This is a genomic window from Mucilaginibacter sp. UYP27, assembly GCF_040547175.1.
Taxonomy (GTDB): domain Bacteria; phylum Bacteroidota; class Bacteroidia; order Sphingobacteriales; family Sphingobacteriaceae; genus Mucilaginibacter.
On record NZ_JBEPPE010000001.1, the window covers coordinates 153,850 to 174,697 of the forward strand.

General features: G+C 44.6%; 14 protein-coding genes. 10 read left to right on the plus strand and 4 right to left on the minus strand.

Translation table 11 applies throughout. The annotated features are described in order from the left end of the window. The first annotated feature begins 22 nt into the window (after positions 1-22). The 8 genes from trhO to ABIB39_RS00630 all read left to right on the plus strand — a co-directional run bounded on the left by trhO (position 23) and on the right by ABIB39_RS00630 (position 13,587). Positions 23-982: an oxygen-dependent tRNA uridine(34) hydroxylase TrhO gene (gene trhO / locus ABIB39_RS00595; RefSeq protein WP_354426650.1), complete on the plus strand. Its 960-nt coding sequence runs from the start codon at positions 23-25 to the stop codon at positions 980-982. A gap of 69 nt (positions 983-1,051) precedes the next feature. Then, a complete protein-coding gene (locus ABIB39_RS00600; RefSeq protein ID WP_354426651.1) occupies positions 1,052-3,937 on the plus strand; it encodes a triple tyrosine motif-containing protein in 2,886 nt (961 codons plus the stop codon). Positions 3,938-4,194: 257 nt separating this feature from the next. Next, positions 4,195-7,191, plus strand: coding sequence for a SusC/RagA family TonB-linked outer membrane protein (locus ABIB39_RS00605; protein WP_354426652.1), 2,997 nt, complete (start codon positions 4,195-4,197; stop codon positions 7,189-7,191). Positions 7,192-7,202: 11 nt separating this feature from the next. Next, on the plus strand, positions 7,203-8,687 hold the full coding sequence (locus ABIB39_RS00610) for a RagB/SusD family nutrient uptake outer membrane protein (RefSeq protein ID WP_354426653.1): 1,485 nt from the start codon (positions 7,203-7,205) through the stop codon (positions 8,685-8,687). A gap of 18 nt (positions 8,688-8,705) precedes the next feature. Continuing rightward, on the plus strand, positions 8,706-9,539 hold the full coding sequence (locus tag ABIB39_RS00615) for a LamG-like jellyroll fold domain-containing protein (RefSeq protein ID WP_354426654.1): 834 nt from the start codon (positions 8,706-8,708) through the stop codon (positions 9,537-9,539). 94 nt (positions 9,540-9,633) lie between these two features. Further along, on the plus strand, positions 9,634-11,310 hold the full coding sequence (locus ABIB39_RS00620; RefSeq protein WP_354426655.1) for a glucoamylase family protein: 1,677 nt from the start codon (positions 9,634-9,636) through the stop codon (positions 11,308-11,310). Between the two features lie 54 nt (positions 11,311-11,364). Beyond that, complete coding sequence (locus ABIB39_RS00625) at positions 11,365-12,723, plus strand: glucoamylase family protein (protein ID WP_354426656.1); 1,359 nt, start codon at positions 11,365-11,367, stop codon at positions 12,721-12,723. Positions 12,724-12,786: 63 nt separating this feature from the next. Beyond that, positions 12,787-13,587 (plus strand): carboxylesterase family protein, encoded by an 801-nt coding sequence (locus ABIB39_RS00630; RefSeq protein WP_354426657.1) that lies wholly within the window; start codon positions 12,787-12,789, stop codon positions 13,585-13,587. 51 nt (positions 13,588-13,638) lie between these two features. Here ABIB39_RS00630 and ABIB39_RS00635 read toward each other — a convergent pair whose 3' ends face one another. From ABIB39_RS00635 to ABIB39_RS00650, 4 genes are all read right to left on the minus strand, one after another. After that, on the minus strand, positions 13,639-14,169 hold the full coding sequence (locus ABIB39_RS00635) for a hypothetical protein (RefSeq protein WP_354426658.1): 531 nt from the start codon (positions 14,167-14,169) through the stop codon (positions 13,639-13,641). Between the two features lie 134 nt (positions 14,170-14,303). Beyond that, positions 14,304-14,936 carry a response regulator gene (locus ABIB39_RS00640; protein ID WP_354426659.1) on the minus strand — a complete coding sequence of 211 codons (633 nt, stop codon included), beginning with the start codon at positions 14,934-14,936 and terminating at the stop codon, positions 14,304-14,306. Positions 14,937-15,134: 198 nt separating this feature from the next. After that, positions 15,135-15,374 (minus strand): hypothetical protein, encoded by a 240-nt coding sequence (locus tag ABIB39_RS00645; RefSeq protein WP_354426660.1) that lies wholly within the window; start codon positions 15,372-15,374, stop codon positions 15,135-15,137. Positions 15,375-15,790: 416 nt separating this feature from the next. Next, positions 15,791-17,194 (minus strand): tetratricopeptide repeat protein, encoded by a 1,404-nt coding sequence (locus ABIB39_RS00650; protein ID WP_354426661.1) that lies wholly within the window; start codon positions 17,192-17,194, stop codon positions 15,791-15,793. 233 nt (positions 17,195-17,427) lie between these two features. Here ABIB39_RS00650 and amaB point away from each other — a divergent pair, with 233 nt between their 5' ends. Both amaB and ABIB39_RS00660 read left to right on the plus strand, forming a co-directional pair. Continuing rightward, positions 17,428-18,969 (plus strand): L-piperidine-6-carboxylate dehydrogenase, encoded by a 1,542-nt coding sequence (gene amaB / locus ABIB39_RS00655; RefSeq protein ID WP_354426662.1) that lies wholly within the window; start codon positions 17,428-17,430, stop codon positions 18,967-18,969. Positions 18,970-19,110: 141 nt separating this feature from the next. Beyond that, the gene (locus ABIB39_RS00660; protein WP_354426663.1) at positions 19,111-20,754 is read left to right on the plus strand and encodes a S8 family serine peptidase; all 1,644 of its coding nucleotides are present in this window, start codon (positions 19,111-19,113) and stop codon (positions 20,752-20,754) included. The last annotated feature ends 94 nt before the right edge of the window (positions 20,755-20,848 follow it).

Below are 20,848 nucleotides of genomic sequence, written 5' to 3' on the forward strand. Positions count from 1 at the left end.
TTGCAGCGGTATCAATGTTGTCATGATAAAATATAACACACTACTATACTATTGTTATTCAACAATAGCCGATGGCGAGCAATTTGCGGCCGATCATTTAAAATTTTGCAAATCCCTTGGGTTAACCGGGCGTATTATTGTGGCCGATGAGGGCCTTAACGGTACCGTTTCCGGCACTGCCGAAGCGTGCAAAACTTATATCGATACCCTGCATGCAGACGAGCGTTTTGCAGGTATCGATTTCAAAGTGGATGTTGTAAACGAGCCATCATTCGTAAAAATGCACTGCCGCTATAAATCAGAAATTGTACACTCTGGCCTTCGCGAGCCGGGTATGATAAATCCGCAACAGCAAACCGGTAAACATTTAGAACCAAAAGAATTTTTGGCCATGAAGGACCGTGATGATGTGGTGATATTAGATGTACGCTCAACCTATGAGCACTCCCTTGGCAAATTCAAGAACGCCGTCACGCTGGATATTGAGAACTTCCGCGATTTTCCGGCAATGATAAATGAGCTTGCCAAATACAAGGATAAAAAAATACTTACCTATTGCACCGGCGGTATCAAGTGCGAAAAGGCATCGGCCCTGCTATTACACGAAGGGTTCAGCGATGTTTACCAACTACATGGCGGTATTATCAAATATGGTAAAGAAACCGGCGGCGAAGATTTTGAGGGCAAATGCTACGTTTTTGACAACCGCCTTTCGGTTGATGTAAACAGCGTAAACCCGGTTGTGATTTCAACCTGCCGTAACTGTGGTAAAACCACGCCGAAGATGATCAATTGCGCCAACCCCGAGTGTAACGAACATTTCACACAGTGTGATGAATGCGGCACCGCGATGGATGGCTGCTGCAGCGACGATTGTAAAGAACACCCACGCAAACGTATTTATGATGGCACGGGCTACTATGTAAAAGTACCCCAGCCGGTAAATACTGCTAAAAAGGGAATCGTTCATTTAGCAGATTAGGCTTACAAGCATCACGGTTATTCAAAGTCAATTTGTATTTTTGACATACCAACACGTGCGGCTATACCTATGCGTAAACAATTCTTGTTTGCTTTACTGACACTCATTAATACACTGGCTAATGCAGCCGATGTAAAAAGCATTGGTGTGCCTTATGTACAAAACTATACCAAGGCGCAGTATCAGTCGGGTAATCAAAACTGGTCGGTAACGAGAGATGAACACGGCATTATGTATTTTGGTAACGACGAGGGCCTGCTCTCTTTCGATGGCAAGTACTGGCAGCTTAACCGGATGCCAAATGGCCTCATCGTACGCTCGGTAGCTGCTGATGGCAAGGGCAAAATTTACTCTGGCGGCTTTGGCGAATTCGGTTACTGGGAAAACAATAAAAAAGGCTTCCTCAAATACAATTCCCTTACCCATCTTGTTCCAAAGAAACACCAGCCTGTAACAGAAGAAACCTGGAAGATCTATGTCGATAATAATAGGGTTATCTTTCAATCGTTTGGCTCCATCTACATTTACAGTAATGGCAAAATAAATGTCATAAAAGCCCCTAAACCATTCCTGTTCCTTTTTAAAACAGGCAACCGATATTTTGTGGAACAGGTTGATGCAGGCCTGTTCGAACTAAAAAATAATAAACTCATTTATGTAAACGGCAGTAATATTTTAGGCAGCAGGATACTATCCATCCTCCCATTTTCCCAAAATAAATACCTTATTGGCACTGCCAAAAACGGTTTGTTTATATACGATGGTACTACCATAAAACTATGGCAAAACCAGGCAAATGATTTTCTTAAAAATTACCAGCTTAACAATGGCGCTACTATACCCGGCAAATACTTTGCTTACGGCACTATTTTAAACGGTATTGTCATTATCGATACCGCGGGCAATGTGGTGCAGCACATCAACAAATCCAGCGGGTTGCAAAACAACACAGTGTTGAGTTTATACACCGATGCCGAACAAAACCTTTGGGCGGGGCTCGATAACGGTATCGACAGGATCGAAGTAAACTCACCACTTTATTTTTACTTTGACAAAACGGGGCGCTTTGGCACGGTGTACTCCAGTATAATATTCAATAATAAGATCTACCTGGGCACAAACCAGGGCCTTTTTTACAGCGATTGGATAAACCACGGCACAAAAACCCCGTTGCAATCTTTCGACTTTAAGCTTATCCCCGGCTCGCAAGGCCAAGTATGGGACCTATCGCTGCAAGATGGCAAATTGCTTTGCGGCCATAACGACGGCACTTTTCAGGTAAACGGAGCATCTATCACCAAAATAACATCGCTAAGCGGCGGGTGGACACTTAAAAAATTCAATACAAATCAATTAATCCAGGGTACATACACAGGCCTTATCATATATAATAAAGATGCAGTTGGTAACTGGGTTTTCGACCATAGGGTAGAGGGCTTTGGCGAACCCTCGCGCTATGTGGAGCAGGATAACAAAGGCCAGATCTGGATAAGCCACGCCTATAAAGGTATTTACAAAGTAACGTTAAGTGCTGATAGTAAAAAGGTAATAACACAAAAGTATTACGACAAAAGTTCTGGCCTGCCCGACAGCTATAATGTGGGTGTTTTTAACCTGGATAACCGCATTGTATTCTCCTCCGATTCAGGCTTTTATGTTTACGATGACATTACGGACAGGTTCTACAAATATCAGCAGCTAAATAAAAAGCTAAACACTTTCCAATCATCAAATAAAGTAATAGCAGCCATCGGCAAAAAATATTGGTTCATCAACCATGGGCGCGTGGCACTGGCAGACCTATCCGTGCCCGGCACGCTTACTATCGATTCTAACCGTTTCAGTATGCTTAACGGCCAAATGGTGCAGAATTACGAGAACATCAGCATGATCAATAACCAGATCTACCTGATAAGTGTCGACGATGGCTTTGTAATATTAAATGATGAAGATGTATCGCGCCAGCCAAGCCTGAAGTTGCCACCGGTACTGATACGCCAGGTAGACAATATCACCGACAAAACATCGGTAATAACGGATATGAACAGCGATGACAACGAGATAGCCATCCCCTTCAATCAAAACAATATCCGAATTGCATATTCGCTACCTTACTATAAGCAGTCGAAAATAAAATACCAATACTACCTGGAGGGCTATTCGCACCAGTGGAGCGATTGGAGCGCGCAAAGCCAAAAAGAATTTACCAACCTTAACCAGGGCACTTACCATTTTAAAGTACGTGCTAAAATTAACGACCAAAACATATCGGGTATAACCACATTTACCTTCGAGGTCTTGCCACCATGGTATGCGGGTAAGGCTGCCATCGTATTTTATTTGATTATGGCAGCTTTGATATACTACGCTATCCGCAAATACTACCTGCTGAAACTACTGCGCCACCAACACGAGATTCAGGATAAACTGCAACGCGAAAAAGAAGAATTTTTACAGCGCGAAGCAATTGCTAATGAGCAGCATATCGTAACTATTAAAAACGAGCAATTGCAGGCTGATCTTGCAAGCAAGAGCCGCGAGCTGGCAAACTCGGCCATGAATATCGTCTACAAGAACGAACTGCTTCAAAAAATAAGTGACGAGATAGACCATTTTAAAGATAGCACCGGCAAAAAGTTGTCAGAAGATCAGCTCAAAAAGATCCACAAGGTTATTGAGCAAGGAATGAGCGATGACCGCGACTGGAATGTTTTTGAAAATAGCTTTAACGAGGCGCACGAAAACTTTTTCAAAAAACTTAAATATGGCCACCCGGACCTGGTACCCAACGATTTAAAGCTTTGCGCCTACCTGCGCATGAACATGAGCAGTAAAGAAATGGCATCGTTATTGAACATTTCGTTACGCGGCGTAGAAATAAGGCGCTACAGGCTACGTAAAAAGCTCAATCTCGACCATGACAAGAACTTGGTAGAGTTTCTCATCGAGTTATAACACTACATCATTACCTCTCATACCCCTACTTTCCTACTACTATGCTTGCATAATATCTGTAGTATGCAAGCCAAGCAAAACACCTCGCTAAATTGGTGTATATCAAGTATTTATATTTCTTTCTTAAAGTATTTGTGAAAGTATTTGAGGGTTGATGTATTAATGTAGAGTTGCATTATTTGCTTAAATTATATTATCTCCTCAACTTCGAGGCTTCAAGAACCAATTAAACCAGTACTTAAAATTTATTAACCACTATGAAGAGAATTTACACAATCTCGGGCTTGCTCCTATTGTTTACTTTTTTCTCAACTGCCCTATTTGCACAAAACGTTACTATTAAAGGTAAGGTTACTGATGCAAAAACGGGGGAAGCGCTTATAGGCGTATCAGTTGCTGTAAAGGGTACATCCTCAGGCTCTCAAACTGATGTCAATGGTATTTACACGGTAAGTGCCGCATCAAATGCAACACTGCAGGTATCCTACTTAGGTTATACCACGCAAGACGTTTTAATATCTGGCCGTACCAATATCGATGTATCACTATTAAGCGCAACCAACGAGTTGCAGGGCGTAGTTGTAATCGGTTACGGCGTTCAGCGCAAACTTGATGTAACCGGTTCGGTAGCATCAGTTAAAGGCGAAGAAATTTCAAAACAAGCATCTATTAACCCGCTAAGTGCTTTACAAGGTAAAGTGGCAGGTGTGCAGATCACCAACTCAGGTTCGCCGGGGGCATCGCCAAAAGTAGTGATACGTGGCGCGGGTACCATATATGGTAACACTAACGTACTATACGTAGTTGATGGTGTTTGGTACGATGATATCAGCTTTCTTAATCCTTCGGATATTGAAAACATGAGCATCCTTAAAGATGCTTCGAGTACAGCTATCTACGGTATCAGAGCGGCCAACGGTGTTGTTTTGGTTACTACCAAAAAAGGGAAAAAAGGCACTACTACTGTTAATTACAACGGTTACGCGGGCTGGCAATCGGTTACAAACCCGGTAAAAATGGCTAATGCTACCGAATATGCTACCATTATTAATGAACTGTTTGCAAGCAATGGCTCTACACCATTATTTAGCGACGCTAACAGTTATGGCACGGGTACGGATTGGTCTAAACAAATACTGAGGGACGCATTCGTACAAAGCCACCAGGTATCGATAAACGGCGGTGCCGAAAAATCGAGCTACAACTTGTCATTAGGGATACTTGACCAAAACGGTAACATCAAAACCAACAACTACAAACGCTATACAATGCGTTTAACAGATGACTACCAACCGTACAAAAACCTAAAATTAGGTGTAAGTGCAAGCGGTTTATACAGCAAATCAAAAGATATCCCCGGTGGCATATTCCACGAAGTTTATGGCGCAGCGCCTGTTGTGCCGGTTTATTATGCCGATGGCGCTTACGGTGATCCAAGTGATTACAACCTGGGGGATGGCAATAACTACAACCCGCAAGCCTCACTTGATTTTTTCAACCAAAGGTCAACTAACTTCCGTTTTACAGGTAATGTATACGCGCAGTTAACGTTCTTAAAACACTTCAACTTTAAAACAAGTGGAGGTGGCGATTTTGGCCAGGCAGAAGTTAAAAACTACAACGGATTATATGTTGCTACCTTAAAGCAACGTAACACTACCAGCGTATTAAGCCAGGACAGGACCGAAACCCGCAACTGGATCGTTGAAAATACATTGACGTACGATAACCAATTTGGCGATCACAGAATTTCGGTATTAGCCGGCCAAACCGCGCAACGCAACCAGGGTTATACATTTAACGGCCGTGCAGAGAATGTACCGGGCGGTGGCGATGAAAACCTTTACTTGTCACTTGGTACAAACCGTACCTCTACTGATGGTGGTTCATTAAATACGGCTTCATCATACTTTGGCCGTGTCAATTATGCTTTTAAAGATAAGTACCTGTTAAACGCCTCTATCCGTGATGATGCCGCTTCACAATTCTACGGCGATTTCTTACACACTACGCTTCCTTCAATAGGTGCGGGTTGGGTTATCACCAAAGAAGATTTCATGAAAGACCAGCACGTTTTTGACCTTTTAAAACTAAGGGGCAGCTGGGGTAAAGTAGGTAACGCAGGTATCCCTTATAACCCGTTAACCCCAACCATAGCACGCGACCCTTATTTAACCGCGGTGTTTGGCGGCGTGCCTTACCAGGGCGCGAGTTACAATACCGTACAGCCGGAACTTTTACGTTTAGAAATTGGCGTAGGTACCGACATTGGATTAGAAGCGGCAATGTTTAATAACCATTTAACTATTGAGGCTGATTACTATAACCGTACAACCAACAACGCTATTTTTGTTATCCCTGTACCATCTTCAACAGGTACTTCGGGTGGTTTAATTGGCAACCAGGCTAAGATCCGTAACCGCGGTTTAGAGTTCTCTGCAACATGGAGAGGAACTGCCGGCGAATTCACTTACTCGGTTAGCGGTAATATTGGTATCAACAACAATAAATTGCTTGAAGTTGTATCGGGCAAAAACCCGTTATATCAGGGTGGTGATGGTATAGCAAACGGTGCTTTAGCAACACGTTCAGTAGTTAACGAGCCAATTGGCCAGTTTTACGGTTACAAAGTTGTGGGTATTTTCCAAACCGCAGCTGAGGTTGCATCATCCGGCCAAACCAGCGCACAGCCCGGCGACTTTAAATATGCCGATACCGATGGGGACGGAACTATTACCAGTAAAGACCGCGTGGTGTTAGGTAACCCTAACCCTAAATACAACTACGGTTTTAATACCAGCTTTGGCTACAAAAACTTCGATCTGGCTTTAGATTTTCAGGGCCTTGCAGGTGTTGATGTTTACAACGCAAACATTGCCTACCGCTTTGGAAACGAAAACTACACGAAAGACTTTTATGACAACCGCTGGCATGGGCCGGGTACTTCAAATACATACCCATCAGCAAACGTAGGGTCAACCGGTAACTCGGCACCAAACTCTTTTTATGTAGAAAGCGGTGCTTATTTCAGGGTTAGGAACGCGCAATTGGGTTACACCTTGCCAAGCTCGATGCTAAATACTATCGGTATTAAACGTTTAAGAGTTTACGCTAACGCGCAAAACCCGTTAAACTTCTTTAAATACAAAGGCTTTAACCCCGAAGTTGGTGGTGGCCCCGGCAGTGCAGGTATCGATGCAAGCGTGTACCCGTTATACGCTACTTATAACTTTGGTGTTAACGTTACTTTTTAATTTAATTAAAAATGAATTACTCAAAAAACATATTGCATAAAGCAGCAGGTATTGCACTTTTTGCATCTCTTATATTATCGCAAAGCTGTAAAAAAAGCTTTTTAGATGTACCCCGCCAGGCGCAACAGCCGGCAACTCAATTCTGGCAAACTGCCGATGATGCCAAGGCCGCAGTAAGCGCCACTTATGCTAACCTGCACGAGTGGACAAACATTGCCTTTGCCCCTATGGCAATTGAAAGTGTTGGTTCTGACGATACTGAAAAAGGCAGCAGCGCAACTGACGCCACTTACATGAACGATTACGACAATTTTACTGTAACCGCAGGCCAGGGCCAGCTTGGTGACTTTTGGGGTGGCGAATACAAAACAATCAACTTTGCAAACCAGGTTATTACCCGTGTGCCTGCAATTGAAATGGATGCTAATTTAAAGGCCCGTTACATTGCCGAATGTAAATTCATAAGGGCCTACGCTTACTTTAGGTTGGTTAGGGCCTTTGGCGATGTGCCTTTGCGCCTTGCTCCACCAAAAGATGCAAGTGAGTATAACATTCCGCGTACGCCAAAAGCGCAGGTCTGGGCTGCAATAGAAACAGACCTTGTAGACGCTGCCGCTATTTTGCCTGCCACCTATCCCGCTACCGATGCGGGCCGGATCACTAAAGGCGCAGCGCTTTCGTTACACGCTAAAGCTGCTATGTACCAGCAAAAATGGGCTGATGTTTTATCGTTTACCAACCAGGTAAAAGGCTTAGGTTACTCATTGTTCCCTAATTACGAGCAAATGTTCAGGACCAATAACGAGAACAATGTGGAATCGATATTTGAGATCCAGAGTGACCTTATACCGGGTAACCCTGCTGCATCAAATTCTCAGTATTCGCAAATACAGGGTGTAAGGGGTGTAACCGGTGGTGGTTGGGGCTTTAATGTACCAACCCAAAGCCTTGCGGATGCATTTGAAACAGGCGACCCCCGCCGTGATGCATCTATCATTTTCCGCGGCGAAACTACGCCCGAGGGTGATGCGATACCGGCAACCGGTGATAACCCAATGTATAACCAAAAAGCTTACGTGCCGTTTAGCATGTTCGTAAACGGTTACAACGAAGGTGTGCAGCAAAATATCCGCGTGATACGTTATGCTGATGTATTGTTAATGAATGCTGAAGCAGCCAATGAACTTGGCGACGCTACTACGGCGCTCGCAGACCTTGAACTGGTTAGGGCAAGAGCAAGGGGCGGTAACAACGCAGTTTTACCAAAAGTTACCACAACCGATAAGGAAGCCTTACGTACTGCTATCTGGAAAGAAAGAAGGGTTGAGTTATCACAAGAGTATGACCGCTACTTTGACGTTATACGCCAGGGACGTGGGTTAGCCGTATTTGGCCCTAAAGGCTGGAAAGCTAACAAAAACGAAGTTTGGCCTATCCCACAGAACGAGATAGACTTAAGCTTTGGCGTATTAACTCAAAACCAGGGATACAATTAATTTTAACCTTTACATAAAATGAAAAAATTAAATATATGTTTAATAGCGGCGGCACTTGTAAGTACCGCGCTATCATCATGTCAAAAAAAATTCGACCCATCTTCTTACGCCCCGCCGTTAAGTATTGATGGTTTCACCAGCTCAAACGAAGTCGCTCCCGAAAGCCTTGTTGCAAAATGGTCTTTTGATGGCAATTTGGTTGATAGCGTTTCAAAGGTTGCCGGTACTAACACAGGTACAACCTTTAGTACAGGTGTTAAAGGCGGTGCTTTACAAGGCGCTTTAAATAGCTATGTGTTAACAGCGCCGTCTGCCGCTGTCTCCAGCTTAACAAGCTTCACATTTGCCGAGTGGATCAACACCCCGCCACCAACTGTGGGTATCGTACCTGTTTTTTCATTAGCAAACAAAGCCGGCTTTTGGGGCAACATCGAAATATTTTTCGAGAACGGTAGCACAAACGACAACGGTTTATTGCGGATCCACATTTTTAATGGTACCGATGATAAAACCTTAGAAGTTAATGGCACAAAAAACTGGTTCGATAAATTTGTACACTTCGCGGTATCTTATGATGCAGCTACAGCAACCTGTAAAGTTTATATGAATGGTACACGCATTGTTAACCAGGCGTTTCCAGGTGTTACAGGCCCTTTAAACTTTAAAAACCAGGGTAACATAGTATTTGGCGCACCGCAGTTTATGACCACGCCAAGCCAAACAACAACCCACGGTGCTGAAGGCTGGGCAAGTTTTTTAACAGGTTCTATTGACGAAGTAAGAATATATAGCAAAGCACTATCTGACAAAGAAGTTGGCGCTATTGCTAAACTCGAAGGACGAGGAAAGTAAACATTTGATTGAGTATGAGGTTGTTCGGTGTATAGCCGGGCAGCCTCTTTTTTTGAAATTTGGTTGCAGGCCAATTGATTACCAAGATGTATTGATGATGAGAGATTTAAAGATTTTTGCCGGCTTAAGTTTATTGATGGTTTTTTTTGCATGCAGTAAAGGTGGCAACACGCCAACACCAGATCCTGTTAAACCCATAACGCCTTCGTCGTTCAGTTTTGATGCCCTAAAGGTAAACGGTGTATTTAATGGTTACACCTATGCCAACGTTAACAAAACCCCGGTTATCAAAATAACCTTCTCTACCCCGGTAAATAAGGCAACTGTTGCATCAGCTGTAAGCTTAAAAGATAAAGCGGGCGTGGCGGTAAGCTTCGCTACCAGCTACGAGGATAGCGACAATACCATAGTTATAAAACCTACGCTTGCGGTTATCAGTAAATACACTTTGGATGTAAGCACGACGCTAAGGTCTTCAAAAGATGGCGCGCTGCAATCCGGCGTAAACGTTGCCCTTGCCACAGGTATCGATTCTACTAATAAATTTACTACCATATCAGACAACCAGCTGCTTGATCTGGTTCAGAAACAAACTTTTAAGTATTTCTACGATTTTGGGCACCCAACCAGCGGCCTCGCCCGCGAGCGTAATACATCGGGCGATGTGGTTACTACGGGCGGCTCGGGCTTTGGTATTATGGCGATGGTGGTTGGTGTTAACCGCGGGTTTATCAGTCGTGCCGAGGGTTTGGCCCGCATGCAAAAAATAGTAGGTTTCCTGAAAACAAAGGCCCAAACTTTTCATGGGGCGTTCCCGCATTGGTTAAACGGCGCTACAGGCGCGGTACAGCCTTTTAGCGCGTTGGATAATGGTGCCGATCTGATAGAAACTTCCTACCTGATGCAGGGCCTGCTTACCGCCCGCCAGTATTTTAACGGTGCGGGTAATGATGAAACAACCCTGCGCGCAGATATCAGCACGCTTTGGAACAACGTAGAGTGGGACTGGTTTAGGCAGGGCGATCAAAACGTATTATACTGGCACTGGAGCCCCAGCAACGGTTGGGCCATCAACATGAAAATTAGCGGCTGGAACGAGGGACTGATCGCTTACGTATTGGCGGCTTCGTCTACTACGCACAGTGTGCCAAAAGCTGTTTATGACCAGGGCTGGGCAGGCAATGGCAGTATGAAGAATGGCAACACTTATTATGGTTTAAAACTACCTTTAGGCCCACCGCAGGGCGGCCCGTTATTCTTTGCACATTATTCATTCCTGGGTATCAACCCGAATGGCTTAAGCGATGCGTACGCTAACTACGAAGAACAGAATAAAGCACATAGCCAAATCAATTACAAATACACTGTTGCCAACCCCAAAGGGTACTATGGCTATAGCACCGAAAGTTGGGGCTTAACCGCAAGCGATATTGAAGGTGGCTACACAGCCAGTTCGCCAACAAATGATGTTGGTGTAATTGCGCCTACTGCGGCTATCTCATCGTTACCATATACGCCAACAGAATCAATGGCGGCGCTTAAATTTTTCTATTATAAACTGGGCGACAAAATGTGGGGGCCTTACGGCTTTTACGACGCGTATAACTTAAATAACCCGTGGTTTGCAGATTCGTACCTGGCTATTGACCAGGGGCCTATCATCGTGATGATAGAGAATTACAGAAGCGGCTTGCTGTGGAATTTATTTATGAGCTGCCCCGAAATTAAAACCGGCATGAAAGGTTTAGGCTTTACCAGCCCTAATTTATAAGAATTAAAAACTGCTATCTCAAACTAACCCGCAGTTTTTTAAACAGATCCACTAATGAAGAAAGTAATAATATCCGCCTGCCTGGCAATGGCATCTGTTTACGGCATGGCACAAAAGCCGACCGCTAAACAAGATGGCATAAAGCCCGTAGGCATCATTAAAAATTTAGGCGATAGCGCTCTTTTAGATGTAGTACAGCGCCAAACGTTCCGTTACTTTTGGGATTTTGGGCACCCCGTTAGCGGTCTTGCCCGCGAGCGCAGCAATACCTCTTTCGATTATGGAAATGAAGTAGTAACCATTGGTGGCTCTGGTTTTGGCGTTATGGCCATGATAGCAGCCGATCACCGCAAGTTCATCACCCATGAACAATCAGTCGACCGGATGCTGAAGATCGTTGAGTTTTTATTCCGGGCCGATGCTTACCATGGCGTATTCCCACATTGGCTAAACGGCGAAACCGGTAAAACTATCCGCTTTGGCCGTAAGGACGATGGCGGCGACCTGGTAGAGACCGCATACTTGCTGCAAGGGCTTATCTGCGCTAAACAATATTACACCGCCAATACGCCAAAAGAACGCCGCATACGCGATGTTATCAGCTGGATCTGGGGCGAAACAGAGTGGAGCTGGTACACACACGAAGGGCGCGACAACCTGTACTGGCACTGGAGCCCCAACAACGGCTGGGCTATGAACTTCCCAATCCGTGGTTTTAATGAGTGTTTGATCACCTACATCCTTGCCGCATCGGCCGACCGCTACCCCGTTACTGCCGATGTTTACCACCGCGGTTGGGCACAAAGCGACTTTTTTAAGAACGGCAATACCTATTACGGCTACAAATTGCCTTTGGGTTTCCCCTATGGCGGCCCGTTGTTCTTTTCGCAATATTCATTCCTTGGGCTTAACCCTAGAGGCTTAAGCGACCGTTATGCCAATTACTGGGAGCAGAACCTTAACCATACGCTTATCAACCGCGCCTATTGTATAGATAACCCTAAAAAGTTTAAGGGCTATGGCGAAAACTCATGGGGCTTAACTGCCAGCGATAATTACGAAGGGTATAACGCACACTCGCCGGATAATGATCTGGGTGTAATTACACCTACCGCGGCTTTGTCGGCATTCCCGTACACGCCGGAGTATTCGATGAAAGCATTGCGCCATTTCTATTATGACCTTGGCGATAAGATTTGGGGCGAATATGGTTTTACCGACGCCTTCAGCGAATCTAAAGACTGGTATGCAAAATCATACCTGGCTATCGACCAGGGACCTATTATCGTGATGATAGAGAATTATCGCAGTGGCTTGTTGTGGAACTTATTTATGAGTGCTCCCGAGATCCAAAACGGCCTCAAAAAGCTGGATTTTAAAAGCACAGCGGTAACCGCATTAAAAAATAAATAGGTTGATTTAAATCGAAACCGGTTTATTTACGTTTAGTAGGGATAACCACATTAAACGTTTACTATGATTATTAAAAAAGTAAGAATATTGGCAATGCTGGGTATTATGTACCTGGCATTTCCTTTTTTAGCGCAGGGGCAGGTTAATTCGGCATTTGATAAGGGTTCATATACTTCCAAAAAAGATACGCTGGCTTACCGTATCCTCTTCCCCAAAAAATTCGACCCGAACAAAAAATATCCGCTCATTATTGTGCTGCATGGTGCAGGTGAACGAGGTAACGACAACGAGTCGCAAATAAAATACGGCCCCAAATTATTCCTGAATGATACCATCCGCCAGAATTACCCGGCTATAGTAGTTTTCCCGCAATGCCCGGTAGATGGGTTTTGGTCTAACGTAAAAATTGACAAAAACGACGCAGGCAAATACATATTCAATTTCCAGGAAGGCGGCGAACCTACAAAAGCCATGAGCGCCTTATTAGGTTTAGTAGATAATTTTCTGGACAAACCATTTGTAAATAAAAAGCAATTGTATATCGGCGGCCTTTCCATGGGTGGTATGGGTGCGTTTGAAATGCTGAGGCGCAAACCAAACACCTTTGCCGCGGCTTTTGCCATATGCGGTGGCGATAACACCAACAACGTAAGCAAGTACGCTAAGAAAACTCCCTTGTGGATCTTCCACGGGTTAAAGGACAGCGTGGTACCTTTCGATCACTCGCAGGTGGTGGTTGATGCCCTTAAAGCCGCCGGTGCCGACCCCAAATTTACCATTTACCCCAACGATGACCATAATAGCTGGGACGACGCCTTTGCCGAGCCACAGCTTATCCCCTGGTTATTCGCTCACAGTAAATAAATAAAGCGCCCCCGGAAGCCGGGGACGCTTTATCGTAAGGTTTAGTTGATCTTATCGTTTATTTAAAGTTCCTGAAAATTTGCCTTGTTCAACAAAAGCATCTTTACCTGCGCTGTTATGGGCAACAATATAGAATGTACCTTCGGCTTCGGTGCTTGTTAATTTGGTGATAATAACTTCGCCACCGCCTTTCATGCCGCCTGTTGCCGGTAGGTCTGTACTGTAGCTGCCAACACCTGTTGGACTGTTAAAATCTTTTAACATGATAGCGCCGTTGCCATCATTGTTATCCTGGTCTAACTTGTAAGTACCTGTTGATGTAACATTACCCAGTACAATAGAAACAGACTCGTTACTGCCATCTTTAATCGCGCTAAGCGTCCAAAGATTCCCTACTTGTACAATGCCGGCTTTTGTGCTTTTAAATGAAGCACCCGCGGTACCGTCGAAACCATAATTACTTGCAGTAACTGTAGCCGAGCCACCTGCGTTGTTGTTAGTGCCGCCGTCGTCTTTTTTACATGATACCGCGTTTACGGCAATTAGCATTGTTAGTATTAATGCATGTCTAAGTTTTTTCATCGTGTTTGTTTTAAGTGGTTGTTTGTCGAAACAAAGTTGACGAAAACCACTACGAGGTACAATCACCTTAAAAGGGCATATTTTACTACGTACTAACCGCAATTAAAAAATTGTAGAATGGTTACAGGGTACTATTAGATGATCTTACGTTCGTAAGCATACTTAAGCAGGCCTACCACAGTTTGGGTATTGGTTTTACGGAGGATGTTTTTGCGGTGCGTCTCAACCGTGCGCTCACTGATGAAAAGCATATCGGCAATTTGCTTATTGCCAAAATCCTGCTCAATCATCCTGATGATCTCAATCTCACGGTCGGTAAGGCGGGATGTTTCGTCCTGGTTGCGTTTGAAGGATTTCATGAGTTGCAGCGTAATATCCGGCCCAAAATAGTTTTGGCCACATGATACCTTATTAAGAGCTTCAATCAGTTCCTGCTTGCCGGTATTTTTAAGGATATAGCCGGAGATGCCCGCGTCTATCATTTCGGCAACTACCTGGCTTTCGCTAAACATAGATAGCGCGATGATCTTAATATGCGGGAATTTCTTTTTAACCAACCGTGTAAGTTCGATGCCGCTCATTTCGGGCATGCTTACGTCGGTTAATAAAATATCTGCGTGGGTAGTGGCAAGTATATCCAGGGCGTGTGGGGCGCTGGTGCTTTCGCCAACAATATCAAACCCATTAATGGTATCGATTATTAGCCTAAGGCCGTCAATAACCATTTGGTGATCATCAACAATAAAAATACTTTTTACAACTTCCATTTGGTTTAGGGGTATTAGGTTGTGCACGCGTGTATTACCATGTTAATAGTATTTCAACACACCTAAAATACGTGAAATAAAAATAACACTTTTTACGCCGGTAAAAATACCGTCTACAGGGTATTTATTATTGCGCTAATCCCTAAACAAAAACGGCAACCTTATTTGGGCTGCTGTTAGGTGTTTGATTATGTTGATCTAAAACTGCTCATCTTGCTCCACTTGATCCGTGCCTGCGCTATCGTTGTTGGTGATCTGGTTATCCGCGTTTAAGTCGGTGGCGGGTTCGCTTTCGCTCAGGGTTTCGGTGATGCCATCCATATCGGCTACGGCACCGTCGTTGTTGGTCGCTTTTTCGGTATCATCCTTATTGGTGATCACATCTTGTTCGGCCGCGTTAACTTTCGGGTCGGGTGTTGGGCTATCTGGAGTATTCATAATTATTCGGTTTATATGATTAACGAATGAGGGATGGGGTTGTTTGATACTTTACTCACGCCAACTGCTGCGAAAAGAGGGCGCGGAATCTAATTCGCCGCCCGGATCGCCCAAATGTTCACGTTCACGGCCGTGAACGCATTTATTATTTTATAAATAGCTAACAATCAGGTATTTATTAAAAACACACTACTGACAAAATGTTGCCACCACAGTGTTATAAAATTATAGTAGGTAACCCGTCGAAAAGAATCAGTCAATTTATTCGCCCCCTCCCTAACCCTCCCACGGGGAGTAAAAACAAAGACCAACAAAAAAGCCGAACGAGTTATTCGTCCGGCCTTTTCAACATTTTATTGGTTATAATTAGTTGAATTTGATTTCTTACTAATCTCTGATCACCGGTTTCTAATCTCTTACTTACTGTATCGGTTAATGATATCAACAATCACCTTATTTTCCTGAAGCTGTGGAAGGTAATCAAACAGGATATAATGCTTCTCCGGGTCAGACGCTAAAGCCATCTCCAGGTAGTTCAATGCTTCATTATACTCGCCTTTGGCAAACAGGTAAGCTACCATACGGTAATACAATTCTGCTGCATCCGGGTTGTTTTTGATAGCTTGCGATATTACTTCGATGGCATCAACCAGGCGTTTTTGCTCATACATGATAGACGAATAATCCAGCCAGGCATCCACGTCAAGCGGGTTAAGTTCCACTACTTTCTCGTAGGCATCTTCAGATTCCTTCATGTGGCCAAGCTTGTACTCTGCATCGGCAATGGCAAACCAATAGTCGGCATTGGCAATATCAAGGTCTAACGCTTTTTTGTAAAAGTGCAGGGCCTCAAAATAGCGCTCTTCAAAATCGAGTGTCACGCCGATACCAAACCAGGCATCTGCCAGTTTAGGGTCCATCTTGACTGATTTTTTGTAGAACGAACGCGCCTCGTCCATCTGCTCCAGCTTTTCGTAACACTCGCCTATAGCGCAATACGTATCGGCATTGGGCTGCTCGTACTCAAACGTTTGTCGGTACACCTCAATCGCTTCGGCATATTTCTCCAGGTTAACCAGGGCGTTACCTTTGTTAAAGTAAGCTGATGCAAAGCTGTCTTTGATCAGGATTGCATAATCGTAAGCGTCGATAGCTTTTTCGAACAGGCTAAGCTTGGTGTATGCGTTTCCTAAGTTGTACCATGCGGCATAGCTATAGGGCTCGTTATCGATGTATTGCTGGTAAAACTGAACGCTCTCTTCCTGGTTGTCTAAAACATCGTAGCAAAATGCCAGCTCATAAAGCGCATCCTGGTTTTCCATGTTTTGTTTAAGGCACAATTTTAGGTAGGTTATCGCGGTATCATAATCGCCCATGTTTTGGTAAACGTAGGCAATATGCAATAGTATCTCGTCTGTTTCTTCCGAAAGGTCAAGCGCCTTTTCGTAGTTTTCCAAAGCCTCGATATTGCGCTCCATACTCTCGTAAAGGTTACCGCGGATGATGTAAATATCGGCATCGCTCGCCTCCAGCATGGCGGCTTTATCCAGCACGGCAAACGCCTCGCTCGCGCGGTTGGTAACTACCAGCAACTGGGCTTGTTTTATCAGGAAAACCGCTGCAAATGGGTGCTGGTTGCGGGCATACTCTGATACCTGCAGCGCTTTTGCCGGGTCGTTCTTTTCTATGTAGTAGTCTATAATGTTCTCAAACGCCTGGGCGTCAAAAAAGTACTGGTCATGATTGCGGATCATTTCTTCGTACCGTTCTACCGAAAACTTTGGATCTTCGGTAAAACCAAAATCAAATTCTTCTTCCATTCAAGTTTATTTGCAGAACACCATATTTGCCGACGGATGTTTATCCGCAAGGCTTAAACATGAGTTCAAATTACAATAATAAGCCTCTATAAGTCAATTAAGTTTTCAACATACAAACATTATTAACACGCGCTAATACAAATGGCTGATAATAAATGAAAAGCATTTATGCCGGCAGTTGATGAGTTGATTAATTGCCCTAAAGATTTTTACCTTTGACAAAAGTACCAATTATGAGCTTAGCAATAAAAGATATTCTTGAACATTTACATATTAACGATATAAACCATGCCTTTAGTACGGGCAGCAATTGGGGCAGCAACGCCGGCGCCGAAGCTAAAGATATCATATCGCCAACAGATGGTAAAAAAATAGCCACAGCAACGTTTGCTACTGCTGATGAGTATAACACCGTGGTAGAAACCGCCCAAAAGGCGTTTAAAACATGGCGCACCATCCCGGCACCAAAACGTGGCGAGATAGTCCGCCAGATTGGTGAATCGCTCCGCGAAAATAAAAAACAACTTGGCACCCTGGTATCTTACGAGATGGGCAAAAGCCTGCAGGAAGGTTACGGCGAGGTGCAGGAAATGATAGACATCTGCGATTTTGCGGTGGGGCTTAGTCGCCAGTTATATGGCTTAACCATGCACAGCGAACGCCCGGAGCACCGCATGTATGAGCAATACCAACCGTTGGGGATTGTCGGCGTGATCTCGGCCTTTAATTTTCCGGTAGCGGTTTGGAGTTGGAATGCCATGCTGGCTTGGGTTTGTGGCGATGTTTGCATCTGGAAACCATCAGAAAAAACACCTTTAACGGCCATTGCCTGCCAGCACATCGCGCAGGAAGTTTTTAAAAGGAATAATATAGATGAAGGCGTTAGCTGCCTTATCATCGGCGACCGCCAGATAGGCGAATTAATGAGCAACGATACCCGCGTACCATTGGTATCGGCAACCGGGTCTACCCGTATGGGCAAGGCGGTAAGTGCTGCTGTTGGCGCGCGTTTGGGCAAAAGCCTTTTAGAGCTTGGCGGTAACAATGCTATCATCATCACAGAAAACGCGGATTTGGACATGTCGCTTATTGGTGCCGTATTTGGCGCGGTGGGTACCGCCGGGCAGCGTTGCACCAGTACCCGCAGGCTCATTATCCACGAAACGGTTTACGATGCGTTTAAACAAAAATTGGTTAAGGCCTACGCGCAAATAAAAATTGGCGACCCGCTGAACGAGCATAACCACATGGGCCCGCTGATAGACACGGATGCGGTTGCTTTGTATCTGGATTCTATCGAAAAATGCAAAGCCGAGGGTGGCAGGTTTGTGGTTGAAGGTGGCAAGCTGGAAGGCGACGCCTATGCATCGGGCTGTTATGTTAAGCCTTGTATTGCCGAGGTAGAGAATCATTACAAGATCGTTCAGCACGAAACCTTTGCTCCTATCCTTTACCTCATCAAATACCAAACCATAGAAGAAGCCATCGATTTGCAGAACGGCGTACCGCAAGGTTTATCATCGGCCATCATGACCAATAATTTACGCGAGGCAGAAACATTCCTATCATACGCGGGTTCTGATTGCGGCATTGCTAACGTTAACATCGGCACATCCGGCGCGGAGATAGGCGGTGCATTTGGTGGCGAAAAAGAGACCGGCGGCGGCCGCGAAAGCGGATCTGACGCATGGAAAGTGTATATGAGGCGACAAACCAATACTATAAACTATTCTAAAACGTTGCCTTTAGCGCAGGGTATTAAATTTGACCTGTAATTAAACTAAGCAGTTCAGCCCCACCCAAACCCTCCCCGAAAGGGAGGGCTTAAAAAAAGAGCAAAACAAAAGTCCCATATCGGGGGAGATTTAGAGGGGGCTATTGGCAATGAATAATAAGTATAAACACTAAAGAGAAATATGTATAAATTCTGCAAGACCATTACGGGCCTATTACTGAGCACCGCCCTTTTAATAAGCTTTGATGTTACCGCGCAGGTTGCCCCGAAAGCCCCTGCCGAACTTCCAAAAAACTGGCACCTGATGGACCTTAAGACCGATGGCTACTACGGCATCAGTTTAAACCAGGCCTACTTATTTGTTAAAGGCAAAAAAAGCAAAACGGTTATTATTGCCACCATAGATAGCGGTATAGATACCGCGCAGGCTGATCTTAAACCGGTGCTTTGGACCAACACCAAAGAAATTCCCGGTAACGGAATTGATGATGACAAGAATGGTTACATCGATGATGTGCACGGCTGGAACTTTTTAGGCGGCCCCGGCGGCAAATGCGATTTCACCGAAACTACGGAAGAAGTACGCGAGTACAACAGGCTTAAAGGCAAATACGAGAACCTGACCAGCGCCCCTGCAGGCAGCGAAAAGGAATTTGCCTACTGGGAAAAGGTGAAGCTACAGCACGATGCTACGCTTACCAAATCTAAAACCGAAATCCAGCAATTACAACCCGTGATGAACGCGCTGATGGCTACCAGTGGGTACATTAAAAAAGCGCTTAACTTAAAAAGCGACGCTTCTTTTAAAAAGACCGACCTTATTAAGATAACTTCTAAAAGCGATACCATTACACAAAGTAAAAATGTTTGGGCCTCTGTTTTTGAGCAGCAAGGTGGCAACGAAACCAACGCCAAGATCATTAATGAGCTGAGCGAATACCTTGCTAAGTTAAACAACGATGTTAGCCCTGATCTTGAGGCCCGCAAACGTATTGTTGGCGACAACCCGGATGTGCAGGATGGCAAGCCTTACGGCAGCAGTATTTTAAAATTTGCCGATGCCGAGCATGGTACTGGCGTGGCCGGCCTTATTGGCGCGGTACGTAATAACAAATATGGCATTGATGGCGTTGCTGATAACGTGCGCATCATGGCTATTAAAGGTGTGCCTAACGGCGATGAGTACGATAAAGATATTGCTAACGCGATCCACTACGCGGTTGATAACGGCGCACGTGTAATAAACATGAGCTTTGGTAAAAAACTATCGCCGCACAAGGCATGGGTTGATGAGGCCTTTAAATATGCCGCCGCTAAAAACGTATTACTGATCCAGGCATCGGGTAACGACAACCAGGATATGGATGCCAAGCCGGAGTTTCCGAATGATATGTTTGAGGACGGATCGGGCCTTGATGCTGATAACGTACTAAGTGTAGGCGCATCTGCCGATAAAGCTGACGCTAATCTTGCAGGCACATTCAGCAATTACGGTAAAAAGAATGTGGACATTTTTGCACCGGGTGTTAAAGTAACATCTGTAAACATGGATGCCGAATTTAATACCGCTGACGGCACCAGCTTTTCATCGCCCATTACCACAGGTATTGCAGCGTTGATATTGGAGTACTACCCATCATTAACGGCAAAACAAGTTAAACAAGCCCTACTGGCATCCGCCACACCGGTAACCGGCCTGATGGTTTTAAAACCGGGCAGCACAACCGAAAAGGTCGACTTTACAACCCTGTCAAAAACAGGTGGCGTGGTTAATGCTTACAAAGCATTGGTTGCCGCTTCAAAAATGAAAGGCGAAGGGATATAAGTAATCGCTTTAGAATATAACAAGAGAGGCCAGACTAATCGTCTGGCCTCTCTTGTTATAAAACTTGTCATCCTGAGCGATAGCGAAGGATCTA